Source organism: Streptomyces sp. NPDC126510, assembly GCF_040302345.1.
In the GTDB taxonomy this organism is placed as follows: domain Bacteria; phylum Actinomycetota; class Actinomycetes; order Streptomycetales; family Streptomycetaceae; genus Streptomyces.
Genome location: NZ_JBEORR010000005.1, coordinates 263,904 through 276,563, shown reverse-complemented (window position 1 = coordinate 276,563; position 12,660 = coordinate 263,904). Strand labels below are relative to the sequence as shown.

Here is a 12,660-nt window from a genome sequence, read left to right as displayed (position 1 = left end):
GGCGGGCCTCCCTGACGGGACGGCCCGCCCGGGGCATGGTCGGGTGGGTATGTGCAGGCCTCCACCCCGCTGCTCCCCGAAGCCGCCCGGCGTTTCGCCGCCTGGTGTGCCGTTCTGCTGCTCTCCGCCGGGGTCGTCTACGTCGGGATCCGGCTGGTCGTGGAGTTCCGGACCGCCGTCGTGCCCGTGCTGCTCGCGCTGCTCGGGACGGCGCTGCTCGGGCCGCTGCACCGGCGGCTGGTGAGAGCCGGGGTGCAGCGTTCGATCGCGGCCGGGCTCACCTGTGTCGCGGTGGTCGCCGTGGTCGGCGGGGCCGTGTACATCGTGGTCGCCGCGCTCATCGACACCGGCGACGAGATCGTCGCCTCCCTCAAGGAGGCCGCCCGGGGCGTCTCCGCGCACTTCGGGGCGGCCGGCACCTCGCTGGACGACCTCGCCTCCAACGCCCGGGAGCTGCTGGGCAAGTTCGGCGGTACGGCCGCCTCCGGCGTGATCAGCGGCGTCAGTGTGGTCGGCGAGTCCATCGCCATGGCCGTCCTCGCGCTGCTGCTCGTCTTCTTCTTCCTGCGCGACTCCGACAAGGCCGCCGGGACGCTGCGGTCCCTGTCGCCCCGCGGGTCGGCGGACGTCCTGGAGGCCATGGCGCGCCGGGCCCTGAGGGCCGTCGAGGGGTTCATGCGGGGCACCACCCTCATCGCCCTCATCGACGCGCTCTGCATCACCGTCGGGCTGCTCGTCCTCGATGTGCCCGGCGCGCCCGGGCTGGGCGCGCTGGTCTTCGTCGGCGCGTACATCCCCTATCTCGGCGCGTTCATCTCGGGAGCGCTGGCCGTGCTGGTGGCGCTCGCCGACCGGGGGTTCGTCATCGCGCTGTGGGCACTCGGCGTGGTCCTCGCCGTGCAGGTGCTGGAGGGGCATGTGCTCCAGCCGATGATCCAGAGCCGGACCGTGCAGATGCATCCGGCGGTGGTGATGGTGACCATCACGGCCGGGGCGTCCGTCGCCGGAGTGCTCGGCATGCTGCTGGCCGTCCCGCTCACGGCGGCGGCGTTCGGCGTCATCCAGGAACTGCGCACGCGCTACGGCGACCAGGAGCCGCCGGTATCCGGGCCGTCGTCGCAGGAGGCGTGACCGTACGGGGCCGAAGCCGCCGCCCGGGGCGCCCCCACAAGAGGCGTGAGCGCTACGGGGACCAGGACCCGTCGCCCGAGCCGTTCATGGACTCGTAGAGCTCGAACCAGATGCTCTTGCCCTCGCCGCGCGGGTCCACCCCCCAGGCGTGCGCGAGCAGTTCGATCAGCACCAGGCCGCGGCCGGAGGACGCCAGTTCCCCGGGGCGGCGTCGGTGCGGCAGGTCGTCCCCGGCGTCGGTGACCTCGATCCGCAGCCGCCGCCCGCCCACCTCGCCGGTGATCTCGGCGACCAGCAGGGCGTCGGAGTCGGTGTGCACGAGGACGTTCGTCAGCATCTCGGACAGCAGCAGCACCGCCGAGTCGACCTGGTCGCGCGAGGCCCAGTCGTGCAGCAGCTCGCGCAGCTGCTGGCGGGCGACCGCGACCCGCTCGGGCTCGGCCTGCGCGACGGTCAGCACCGAGCGCCGCGCCGGAGGCCGCACGGTCATCGCGTCGCCGCAGCCGCAGCCCCCGCCCTCCCGGCTCAGCAGCAGCATCGCGATGTCGTCCTCGCGGCGGTCCGCCAGCGGGCCGGTGGTGTGGTGCGAGGACGGCCCGTGCACGGCCTGCACCAGGGAGTCGGCGAGCTCCTCCAGATCGCCCTTGTGCTCCTCAAGGATCACGCGCAGCCGCTGCCAGCCGGTCTCCAGGTCGTGGCCGCCGGTCTCGAGCAGGCCGTCCGTGCAGATCAGCATGGTCTCGCCGGGTTCCAGGGTGAGCCGGGTCGTGGGGTAGTCGGCGTCCGGGTCGATGCCCAGCGGCAGTCCGCCCGACGTCGGCCGGGTCATCACCGTGCCGTCGGCCATCCGGATCGCCGGGTCCGGGTGTCCGGCGCGGGCGATGTCCAGCACTCCGGTCGACGGGTCGACCTCGACGTACACGCACGTCGCGAAGCGCGCATCGGCCGGGTCCTCGTCGCTGATGCCGTGCAGGAAACGGGAGGCGCGCGAGAGCACCGCGTCCGGGCGGTGGCCCTCCGACGCGTAGGCCCGCAGGGCGATCCGCAGCTGGCCCATCAGGCCCGCCGCCCGTACGTCATGACCCTGCACGTCACCGATGACCAGCGCGAACCGTCCGCTGGGCAGCGGGATCACGTCGTACCAGTCGCCGCCGACCTGGAGTCCGCCGCCGGTGGGGACGTAGCGGGCGGCGACGCTCATGCCCGGGATGCGCTGCGGTCCGAGCCTCGGCAGCATCGTGCGCTGGAGGCCGTCGGTCAGTGCCCGCTCGCTCTCGGCCAGGCCCGCCCGGGTCAGGGCCTGCGCCAGCATCCGGGCCACCGTCGCCAGCACGGACCGCTCGTCCGGGGTGAACGCCACCGGGTAGGTGAACGCCGCCATCCACGCCCCCATCGTGCGCCCGGCCACGGTCAGCGGCAGGAACGCCCAGGAGCGGCGGCCGAAGCGCTCGGCGAGCGGCCAGGTCAGCGGGTAGCGGGCCTTGTACTGCTCGGCGGAGGACAGGTACACGGCCCGCCCGGTCCGCACCACCTCGGCGGCCGGGTAGTCGGTGTCCAGCGGCATGTCCGAGAAGGGGTTCTCGGTGCCGCGCTGCTGCCCGTGGTGGCCGATGATCGTCAGGCGATCGCCCGACACCCCGAAGACCGCGAGACCATCGGGCGAGAACCCGGGCATCGACAGGTTCGCGGTGACCCGCAGGACCTCCTGGGTGGAGCGTGCCTCGGCCAGTGCCCGGCCCGCGTCCAGCAGGAAGGCCTCCCGGGAGCGCCGCCAGTCCCCGGTCACGGCGCTGCGCCCGGCCGGGGTGCCCGGCGTCGGTTCGGTGACCTCCTGGAGCGTGCCGATCAGCCGGTACGCCTTGCGGGCCCGGTCGAAGGACGGCTTGGAGCGGCTGCGGACGACCCGGACGACCCGGCCCAGCTCGTCCATGATGCGGATCCGGACCTCGGCGAGGGTGCCCTCGGCCACGGCCAGCTGGATCACGCCGGTGATCTCGTTCCAGTCGACCGGGTGCAGCCGGGCCCGGGCCTGGGCCTCCGTGAGGCTGACCTGCTCGGCGGGCAGCCCGAGCAACCGGGCCGCCTCGGCATCGACCGTGACCAGCCCGGTGGCGGTGTCCCAGTGCCACAGGCCGGTCGCGAGGGCGGCGAGGGCCTCCCCCACGGCGGGCAGAGGCTCGCCAGTGCGCATTGGCCTACTTTAAGAAGACGCGCTCGAACACTGCCACCGATGGCGACACGCGCCCGAACGGCGGCCACTGCGTGCTCGATCGACAACTGGGGAGAGTCGATCTTCGCCTGCCCGGTACGCTGGGGAGGCGTTTCACGTGAAACACAGACCCCGATCAGCGAAGACTGGATGAACGACGATGCATCGGTACAGGTCCCACACCTGCGGCGAGCTCCGCTCCTCTGACGTCGGCAGCGACGTCCGGCTGAGCGGCTGGCTGCACAATCGGCGCGACCTGGGCGGCATCCTCTTCATCGATCTGCGCGATCACTACGGCATCACGCAGCTCGTGGCCCGTCCCGGCACCCCCGCCTACGAGGCCCTCGACAAGCTCTCCAAGGAGTCGACCGTCCGCGTCGACGGCCAGGTCGTCTCCCGGGGCGCCGAGAACATCAACCCCGAGCTGCCGACCGGCGAGATCGAGGTCGAGGTCGGCGAGGTCGAGCTGCTCGGCGCGGCCGCCCCGCTGCCCTTCACGATCAACACCGAGGACGGGGTCAACGAGGAGCGGCGCCTGGAGTACCGCTTCCTGGACCTGCGCCGCGAGCGCATGCACAAGAACATCATGCTGCGCTCCTCGGTGATCGCCTCGATCCGCTCGAAGATGGTCGCCCTCGGCTTCAACGAGATGGCGACGCCGATCCTGTCCGCGACCTCCCCCGAGGGTGCCCGTGACTTCGTCGTCCCCTCCCGCCTGAACCCGGGCAAGTTCTACGCCCTCCCCCAGGCGCCCCAGCAGTTCAAGCAGCTGCTGATGATCTCCGGCTTCGACCGGTACTTCCAGATCGCGCCCTGCTTCCGCGACGAGGACGCCCGCGCCGACCGCTCGCCGGGCGAGTTCTACCAGCTCGACATCGAGATGAGCTTCGTCGAGCAGGAGGACGTCTTCCAGCCCGTCGAGAAGCTCATGACCGAGCTGTTCGAGGAGTTCGGCGGCGGCCGCCACGTCACCTCGCCGTTCCCGCGGATCCCGTTCCGCGAGGCGATGCTGAAGTACGGCTCCGACAAGCCCGACCTGCGCGCCCAGCTCGAACTCGTCGACATCACCGACGTCTTCGAGGGCTCGGAGTTCAAGGCGTTCGCCGGCAAGCACGTCCGCGCCCTGCCCGTGCCGGACGTCTCCGGGCAGCCGCGCAAGTTCTTCGACCAGCTCGGCGACTACGCCGTCTCGCAGGGCGCCAAGGGCCTGGCCTGGGTCCGCGTCGCCGAGGACGGCTCGCTGACCGGCCCGATCGCGAAGTTCCTCACCGAGGAGAACGTCGCCGAGCTGACCAAGCGCCTGTCGCTCGCCGCCGGCCACGCGGTCTTCTTCGGCGCGGGCGAGTTCGACGAGGTCTCCAAGATCATGGGCGCGGTGCGGGTCGAGGCCGCCAAGCGCGCCGGGCACTTCGAGGAGGGCGTCTTCCGGTTCTGCTGGATCGTCGACTTCCCGATGTACGAGAAGGACGAGGAGACCGGCGCGATCGACTTCTCGCACAACCCCTTCTCCATGCCGCAGGGCGGTCTTGAGGCCCTGGAGACCCAGGACCCGCTGGACATCCTCGGCTGGCAGTACGACATCGTCTGCAACGGCGTCGAGCTGTCCTCCGGCGCGATCCGGAACCACGAGCCGGAGATCATGCTCAAGGCCTTCGAGATCGCCGGGTACGACCGCGAGACCGTCGAGGAGAAGTTCGCGGGCATGCTGCGGGCCCTGCGCTTCGGCGCCCCGCCGCACGGCGGCATCGCCCCGGGCGTCGACCGCATCGTCATGCTGCTCGCCGACGAGCCCAACATCCGCGAGACCATCTCCTTCCCGCTCAACGGCAACGCCCAGGACCTGATGATGGGCGCGCCGACGGAGCTGGACGAGGCGCGGCTGAAGGAGCTGCACCTGTCGGTGCGCAAGCCGCAGCCGAAGTAGGCGAACTCCCGTGAGTGGCTCGGAACCGGCGCCGGTTCCGAGCCACTTTCGTATCCAGGGCCTTTACCCAGCTCTCACCCAGGCTCCTGACAGCCGTGCTCCCTAGCTTCCTTTCCCATGACGGGACAGGAGACGGCCCCAGGGCCGAAACACAAGAGGGATCTGACGCGCCGTAAGGTCGTCGTCACGGGTGCCGGTGCGGTCGTCGCGGCGGGGGTCGGCGGTTCGTTCGCGGCCGGCGCGTTCGCCGGCGAGGAGACCACGGCCGCGCAGGGCAAGAAGGCCGGGACATCCGGCGAGGCCTGCTACAGGCTGACGTCCGAGACGACCGAAGGCCCGTACTACATCGACGCGGACAAGCTCCGCCGGGACGTCACCGAGGATCAGGAGGGCATCCCGCTCAGCCTGCGTCTGAAGGTGATCGACTCCGACACCTGCGAGCCCCTGGCGAACGCGGCCGTCGACATCTGGCACTGCAACGCGCTGGGCGTGTACTCCGGGTACGAGGCGATGGGCAGCGGGGGCGGTGATGGAGGCGGGGGCGGCACGCCTCCCTCCGGTACGCCTTCCGGTACGCCGACCGGGACCCCCACGGGCGGGCCTCCGGGAGGTGGCGGTGGAGGGCACGAGGAGCCCACCGACGACGAGCGCTACCTGCGCGGTACGTGGCGGACGGACAAGAAGGGCGAGGTCGTCTTCCGCACGGTCTTCCCCGGCTGGTACCAGGGGCGTTGCGTCCACATCCACACCAAGGTGCATGTGAACGGCACCTGGACCGGCGAGGGTTACGAGGGCGGCACGACCTGCCACACCGGCCAGCTCTTCTTCGACGAGGCGTCCGTGCTGGCCACGGCCGAGGTCGCGCCGTACTCCACCAACACCACGACCCGCACGACCCTCGACGAGGACACCATCTACCCGGGCAACGGCACCGAGGGCGGGCTGCTGAAGTTGAAGTACAAGAAGGGGGCCATCGCGAAGGGCGTCGTCGCCACGCTCACCATGGGCGTCGACCCCGAGGCGGCACAGGACGGCACGGGGGACTCGGTCCCGCCGGGCGCGTCGGCTTCGGCTTCGGCGACCGCGAGCTGACGCGGACATGTGGGGCGGACGTGAGCAGGCAGGTCCTGACCGTCCGCCCCACATTCACGAACATGGACTTCTGTCCCACCCGTTGACCCGGATGACGAGCCTCCCTAAGGTCCCTTCGAGCCGCGTACGTGATTGCTGTTCATGTACGTGTACCGCAAGGGAGACAACGATGTCAGACGTCGCGACAGCTGTACCCGAGGCCGAGCAACGGGCGGTGGGCAAGTTCCTGCGCCGCATGCTGCCGATCCTGGTCCTGATGCTGCTGGTCAACCAGATGGACCGGACGAACGTGGGCTTCGTCCAGGACGAACTGCGGGCCGACGTCGGAGTAGGAGCCACGGCCTACGGACTCGGCGCGGGCCTGTTCTTCATCGGCTACGCGTTGTTCGAAGTGCCCAGCAACATGTGGCTGGAGCGGTTCGGCGCCCGGGTCTGGCTGACCCGCATCATGATCACCTGGGGTCTGGTGATCGTGGCGATGTGCTTCATCCACAACGTGTGGATGTTCTACGGCCTGCGCTTCCTGCTCGGCGTCGCGGAGGCCGGCTTCTTCCCCGGCGTGCTGCTCTACTTCACCCAGTGGCTGCCGGACTCCAGCCGGGGCCGGGCCAGTGCGATCTTCCTGGGCGGCTCGGCGACGGCGTACATCGTGACGGGCCCGATCACCGGTGCGCTCCTCGAACTGCACGGCGCGGGCGGCATCGCCGGCTGGCGCTGGATGTTCGCCCTGGAGGGCGCGTTCTCCATTCTGGTCGGGTTCGTCGCCGGGTTCTTCCTGGTCTCCCGCATCCAGGACGCGAAGTGGCTGACGCAGGAGGAGAAGGACGCGCTGAGCGAGGCGGTGGCGCGGGACAGGGAGGAACGTGACCGCGCCCCGTCGGTATCGCGCTGGAAGCTGATCTTCCACCCGCAGGTGGCGGTTCTGACCTCCGTCTTCTTCGCGATGGCGCTCACCGGCTACGCGATCACGTTCTGGCTGCCGAGTCTGGTGGAGGAGATCGGCGGGCTGTCGCCCTTCCAGATCGGGCTGCTGTCGGCGATCCCCTGGATCTGCGCGGTGATCGCGATGTACACGACGAGCCACTTCACGGACCGGGCCCCCGACCGCCGCCCCTACCTGGCGATCGCCCTGGTCCTGTCCGCCACCGGCACGTTCCTCGCCACGCTCGGCTCCCCCTGGTTCGGCCTCGCCGCGCTCACCCTGGCGGCGGTGGGCGGCAAGTGCGCGGCCACGCTCTTCTGGCCGATGGCCCAGTCGGGCCTCGACCTGAAGATCGCGGCGCCGGGTCTGGCCCTGGTCAACTCCCTGGGAAATCTCGGCGGTTTCGTGTCGCCGACGTTGTTCGGCTACCTGAAGGACACGACGGGGAGTACCAACGGGGGCCTGTACACGCTGTCGGCGGCGTCGATTCTGGCGGTGGTGGGGGTGGCGTTCGTGCGGCACACGAAGCGGGGCGAGCAGCTGGGTACCGGTGGGCGCGCGGCAGTTTCGGGGGAGGCGGCTGTGCGGTAAGCGCGACGGCTCGTGGTAAGCGTGGTCGTCCGAACGAGAACGGGGGGCGTGTGGACCACCACGAGGACCAGATCCTGGCCGATGAGCTTGCGGCTCTGGCTGCTGCCAGCGGGGCTTGGGGTGGCTTGACCCGCCTCGTGGCCAAGCTGATGAGGAAGAACGTGCACGAGATCGACCTGGTCGTCGCCCTGCCGTTCGAAGACACAGTCGAGCGCGTTGCCTCAGTGCTCCGACGAGCAGGGCGAACGGTCGGCTCAGTGCCGGAACCCGGTGCGGATCAGCGGACGATCCGTGTCGTCGCCGGCGGTGGCGTCGGCGGCCTGAACCCTGTCGTGGTCACCGCGCGGGTGACCAAGGGCGGGGCGACCGACTCGGAGGTCAGACTCCGTGCCGCTGCCAAGGAGGGCTTGATCAGGCAGCGGGCGGGCGAGAAGACCGCTACCGGTCTTGCGGCGTTGCTGACCCCTTAGCAGTCGGAGAGGCTCAGCGCTGCCCGCCGGTGCCGTCTTCGTAACGCGGCAGGCCTTCGGTGGAGATCGTCCAGTCGGCGATGGTGACGTCCTCCCCGTAGACGAAGTCCTTGCGGGTGGCATAGCGAGGGCCGTCGGGGGTGGCGTGGATGTCGGTGAGGACGGTGCCGGTGCCGGTGCGGGGGTCGAAGATCGCGTAGACGGGAACGCCCATCAGGGGGTAGTCGCGCATCTTGGTGACCCAGTCATTGTCCGGGTTCGAGCGGGAGATGACCTCCACGGTGGCGACGAGCGACCGGGGATCGAAGGAACCCTCCCCTTCCATGTCCGCCTCGGCGATCACCATCACGTCGGGCCGACGCATGATGCCCTCGGGCTCGTCCTCCACGTCGGGCTCACCCGTGTGGGCCACGATCTCGTCCGGCATCACCTTCTCCAGGCGCTTCCGGACGCGCAGCACGGTGAGTTCGTGCGGCTTCATGGGCGACATCATGTCGAGGACGATTCCTTCCTTGGTGATCTCGAACTTGCCGGGGAGGTTGTCGTCCGCCGACTGAACGAAATCCCGCATGACCCGGTACAGGTGGGAGGCGCCCTGCCGCGCGTTCTCCGGGGCGATGGTCATGGCGCTCGCTCCTCGTCGTCTGTGCCCAGGGGCAAGGATCGTCACGTTCATGCTAGGCGGCCCTCGGGGAGATCGGTTCGGCAGTCGCGGCAGTGGCCGGGGGCCGGGGCGCGGAAGGCACGGTCGCAGCCGTGGCAGTTCTGCAGGGGATGCCGGGTGGCCGGTGGTGGCTCGGGCGGGTGGTACGCCGGCAGCGGTGGCAGCTGGGACGTGAGGCGGTGGGCCAGGAGGGCGGCCGGGCGGCGCAGGGGCTCTGGTGGCAGGTCGCTCGTCAGGGCGTGACGTACGGCGGTGGGGGTGAGGTCCCGTTCCAGCCAGGCGACGACACCGGGGGCGAGGTGTTCGGTGTCCGTGGCGGAGAGGAGCAGGCGGGGGTCCGTGCGGCGCAGGCCGGTCAGGACATCGGTGGCTGCCTGGAGGAGGGCGGGGGAGATGTACGCGGGCTTGGGCACGGCGGGGAGGGCGCGGGGGCGTGACGGTCTCTGCTGCGGGGCGGTTGCCGATCGGCGGGGCGGGGGCTTGGGTGGTGCCGCTTCGGGCGTGTCGCGGTCGCGGTGGGCTCGGGGCTGATTGCAGGAGACGGTGCGGGTGACGATGCGGCCGGCCGGTGTGCGTTCGCGGGTGCGGTGCAGGTAGCCGTGGGTCTCCAGCTCGCGCAGGGCGGCGGCGATTCGGGTGGGACCCTCGGGGAAGCGGGCGGCGAGGGACTTGATGTCGATGCCCGCGCCGGTGGGCAGCGACTGGATGTGGCAGGCCAGTCCGATCGCGAGGAGCGACAGGTCGGGATGCTGCGTGAGATGGTTGCCGACCACCGTGAAGCGGGTGGTGTGGCGGGTGTTGTCGTGGATGACTCCCCCGCCGGGGTGGGCGTGGCCGCCGGTGTGCCGGTGCGGGTGGTTTTTGCCGCTGTTACGGGACTGGGCGTGGGGGCGCACGCTAGGGTTTTGGGTGTCCATCGGGAAGGGTTGACTTCCTTGGTGGTGTCCATCGGGAAGGTTGCTGCTTCCTTGGTGGTCAGGCCCTCGCATTGGGATGCCAGTCCCGGCGAGGGCCGTTGCATGTCTGGGGGTTGTTCCGTGGTGCTCGGTGTTGCGCTGAGCGTAGGGCAGGCAACCGGTGTGGAATCCAGTCAGTTGGTGATGTTCACTCTCCGGAGTGAGCGTGCGCCGTGGGCGGGAGGGGTGGGGCTTGGTGCGGTTTCTTTCTCTCTCGTGTTTCTTGGGGAAGACCGCCGACGGCACCGGAGCACACGCGGCCACGTCACGGTGCGTGTGTCGTTCTGGCTGGTCAGGGGTTCGGCAGATCGAGTTCTGCCCATACGGTCTTGCGGGGGACCGGACCGAGCTGCACACCCCAGCGGTCGGCGAGGGCCTCTACGAGGAGGAGGCCGCGGCCTGACTCGGCGTCGGGGGCGGGCGGACGGTGGCGGGGGAGGTCGTCACCGCGGGTGTCCGTGATCTCGATGCGGAGGGCTTGGCCCTGCGTCCGGAGTACGAGGCGGAAGTCCCGGCCGGGGAGCCGCCCGTGGGTGGCGGCGTTCGCGGCGAGTTCGGCGACGAGGTGTTCGGCGGCTTCGGTGACGCCGTGAGGCACCTCCCGGGTGCGCATCCACTCCGTGGCGAGGAGCCGGGCGAGGCGGGCGCCGCGCGGTGTTGACGACAGCAGGACGCTGAAGTGCTCGGTGGCCGGCAGAAGTTGGGTGGACTTTTCCTGATTCACATCACTGAGCGTGGCGGTGCCTGCCTACCGTGAACAGTGACATCGCTGATACGTAGGGTGACTGTCCGGGGCTTGTCGGCCGTTGTCCGGGCTGTCGGCAGTACGACGGAGGGTGCGGCATGACGGTGGACGGCGAGGTGCGTCGGCTCGGTGGGGAAGCGGACGAGCCGGGGTGGGAGGTGGACCCGGACGACGAGTGGGGAGTGGCCGTGATCGCCACGGTGGGACGGCAGTTGAGGCTGCGGCGTGAGGCGGTGGGGATGCGGGCCGCGGAGTTCGCGGTGGCGGTCGGATACGGGGAGGACCTCGTCTACAAGGTCGAGGGCGGGAAGCGGATCCCTCGGCAGGAGTATCTGGACAAGGCCGACGAGGTGTTGGGAGCGGGTGGGCTCGTCGCGGCGGCTTGGGAGGACGTGAAGAGGGTCCGGTATCCGAAGAAGGTTCGGGAGCTCGCCAAGTTGGAGTCGCAGGCGGTGGAGGTCGGCGTCTATGAGAGCAACGGCATCAACGGTCTCTTGCAGGTTCCCGGTCATGCGAGGGCGCTGTTCGAAGCAATGCAACCCCCCTACTCCCCGGCCGAGGTGGAACGCATGGTGGCCGCCCGGGTAGCTCGTGCCTCGATCTACGAGCGGACGCCCGCACCTGCAGTCAGCTTCGTTCTGGAAGAGGCGGCTCTGCGTCGTCCGATCGGGGGCACAATGGTGTGGCGTCGGCAGCTCGAACGCTTGTTGGAGGTGGGAGGGCTGCACAACGTCGTTCTTCAGGTGATGCCGTTGAACTGCGAGACCCACTCGGGTATGGACGGCAAGATCGAACTACTGAAGTTCGCGGACGGTTCCGCCGTGGGACGCTCCGATGGGGCGTTCAACGGCCGGCCGACCTCCGATCCCAAACACCTGCGCATTCTTGAGCTGCGGTATGGCACCATCCGGGCCCAGGCGCTCTCACCACGGGAGTCGCGGGCCTTCATCGAGCAACTGCTGGGAGAGAAATGATCCGCAAGACCACTGCTGGGGACGCCTCCGGGCTGGTGTGGTTCAAGAGCAGCTACAGCAGCGGAAATGACGGCAACTCCTGCGTTGAGCTTGCCGTCACCCCCGGCACCGTGCACGTTCGCGACTCCAAGAACCTCGAAGGCCCCCGTCTGGCGATCACGCCCGGCGCCTGGGCGGACTTCGTGGCCCACGCTTCGGGGCGCTGACCGGGTGGGGCCCCAGACCTCTGGGCCCCTACTTCTCGACGAACAGTTCCTCCGGTGTGTCCACCGTGGTGGCACGGTCGAGACAGCGAGTGAGGGTGTCGGGGTCCGGACACAGGTGGAGGGGGCGGAAGACCTCCTTGGGGACCGTGATGTCACGAGTCTCCAAGAGCCGTTGGACCGCGCCGGCCAACCCCGCGTTGTATCCGACGGTGTACCCCCGGACCCATTCCTCGTCCTCGTGTTCGTCATCGGGCTGCTTGTCCACCCCGGCCCGGATGCGGGCCATGTCTTGGAGAGAGAGGGAGCCTTGCTGTCTCAGTTTCTCCAGCCCGGAACGGAAATCACCCATTACTCGCTCCGGCGGAATGCCCAAGCCCATGCATGTCACCGTGAACCGGAGCAACTCGTGAAGTTCCGGTGCGGCGTCCGGATCGTCGATCACGATCGCCCCGGGGTCAGGTCTCGGTCCGGTCCGCGGCGGGCGCCGCGTCCTCGGCGAAGAGCTCGTCGACGCTCTCCACGTGGGGCGTCCGGTCCAGCCAGCAGTTGAGGAGGTCGAGGTCGGTGCAACCGGCGATGCGGTCCCGGGCCTCCTGGGGGACCGAGACGCCTCGTGCTTCCAGGAAGCGGAGAATGGCCTTGGCTTCGCCTCTGGCCTCGCCCTTGGCTTCGCCCTCGAGGTAGGCCTTCTCCATCACCGTGCCCCGGCCGGGGAAGTAGTTGACGAACGTCACGATGTCCCTCCATTTGTCTCCGGCGGGGGTGTCCCCCAACGC

Annotated in this window: 13 protein-coding genes; 7 read left to right on the top strand and 6 right to left on the bottom strand. The window is 69.8% G+C overall.

What is annotated here, in order from left to right:
- Window positions 1-51 precede the first annotated feature (51 nt).
- The gene (locus ABTX60_RS08990) at window positions 52-1,131 is read left to right on the top strand and encodes an AI-2E family transporter (protein WP_352096402.1); all 1,080 of its coding nucleotides are present in this window, start codon (window positions 52-54) and stop codon (window positions 1,129-1,131) included.
- A gap of 52 nt (window positions 1,132-1,183) precedes the next feature.
- Here ABTX60_RS08990 and ABTX60_RS08985 read toward each other — a convergent pair whose 3' ends face one another.
- The gene (locus tag ABTX60_RS08985; RefSeq protein WP_352096401.1) at window positions 1,184-3,322 is read right to left on the bottom strand and encodes an ATP-binding SpoIIE family protein phosphatase; all 2,139 of its coding nucleotides are present in this window, start codon (window positions 3,320-3,322) and stop codon (window positions 1,184-1,186) included.
- 178 nt (window positions 3,323-3,500) lie between these two features.
- Here ABTX60_RS08985 and aspS point away from each other — a divergent pair, with 178 nt between their 5' ends.
- From aspS to ABTX60_RS08965, 4 genes are all read left to right on the top strand, one after another.
- Window positions 3,501-5,264, top strand: a complete 1,764-nt coding sequence (gene aspS, locus ABTX60_RS08980; protein ID WP_352096400.1) for an aspartate--tRNA ligase — start codon at window positions 3,501-3,503, stop codon at window positions 5,262-5,264.
- Window positions 5,265-5,381: 117 nt separating this feature from the next.
- A complete protein-coding gene (locus tag ABTX60_RS08975) occupies window positions 5,382-6,356 on the top strand; it encodes an intradiol ring-cleavage dioxygenase (RefSeq protein WP_352096399.1) in 975 nt (324 codons plus the stop codon).
- Window positions 6,357-6,525: 169 nt separating this feature from the next.
- Window positions 6,526-7,869 carry an MFS transporter gene (locus ABTX60_RS08970; protein WP_352096398.1) on the top strand — a complete coding sequence of 448 codons (1,344 nt, stop codon included), beginning with the start codon at window positions 6,526-6,528 and terminating at the stop codon, window positions 7,867-7,869.
- 50 nt (window positions 7,870-7,919) lie between these two features.
- Window positions 7,920-8,339, top strand: coding sequence for a hypothetical protein (locus tag ABTX60_RS08965; protein ID WP_352096397.1), 420 nt, complete (start codon window positions 7,920-7,922; stop codon window positions 8,337-8,339).
- A gap of 13 nt (window positions 8,340-8,352) precedes the next feature.
- Here ABTX60_RS08965 and ABTX60_RS08960 read toward each other — a convergent pair whose 3' ends face one another.
- The 3 genes from ABTX60_RS08960 to ABTX60_RS08950 form a co-directional block, all read right to left on the bottom strand.
- The gene (locus ABTX60_RS08960) at window positions 8,353-8,964 is read right to left on the bottom strand and encodes a Uma2 family endonuclease (RefSeq protein ID WP_352096396.1); all 612 of its coding nucleotides are present in this window, start codon (window positions 8,962-8,964) and stop codon (window positions 8,353-8,355) included.
- 47 nt (window positions 8,965-9,011) lie between these two features.
- A complete protein-coding gene (locus ABTX60_RS08955; protein WP_352096395.1) occupies window positions 9,012-9,920 on the bottom strand; it encodes a helix-turn-helix domain-containing protein in 909 nt (302 codons plus the stop codon).
- Window positions 9,921-10,251: 331 nt separating this feature from the next.
- Complete coding sequence (locus ABTX60_RS08950) at window positions 10,252-10,683, bottom strand: ATP-binding protein (RefSeq protein WP_352096394.1); 432 nt, start codon at window positions 10,681-10,683, stop codon at window positions 10,252-10,254.
- Between the two features lie 119 nt (window positions 10,684-10,802).
- Between ABTX60_RS08950 and ABTX60_RS08945 the strand changes: the two genes are divergently transcribed.
- Both ABTX60_RS08945 and ABTX60_RS08940 read left to right on the top strand, forming a co-directional pair.
- A complete protein-coding gene (locus ABTX60_RS08945; protein ID WP_352096393.1) occupies window positions 10,803-11,678 on the top strand; it encodes a helix-turn-helix domain-containing protein in 876 nt (291 codons plus the stop codon).
- Window positions 11,675-11,884: a DUF397 domain-containing protein gene (locus ABTX60_RS08940; RefSeq protein WP_352096392.1), complete on the top strand. Its 210-nt coding sequence runs from the start codon at window positions 11,675-11,677 to the stop codon at window positions 11,882-11,884. Before ABTX60_RS08945 ends, ABTX60_RS08940 begins: the two co-directional genes overlap by 4 nt.
- Window positions 11,885-11,912: 28 nt before the next feature.
- Here ABTX60_RS08940 and ABTX60_RS08935 read toward each other — a convergent pair whose 3' ends face one another.
- Window positions 11,913-12,326 (bottom strand): hypothetical protein, encoded by a 414-nt coding sequence (locus ABTX60_RS08935; protein ID WP_352096391.1) that lies wholly within the window; start codon window positions 12,324-12,326, stop codon window positions 11,913-11,915.
- 13 nt (window positions 12,327-12,339) lie between these two features.
- A complete protein-coding gene (locus ABTX60_RS08930) occupies window positions 12,340-12,618 on the bottom strand; it encodes a hypothetical protein (protein WP_352096390.1) in 279 nt (92 codons plus the stop codon).
- Between the last annotated feature and the right edge of the window lie 42 nt (window positions 12,619-12,660).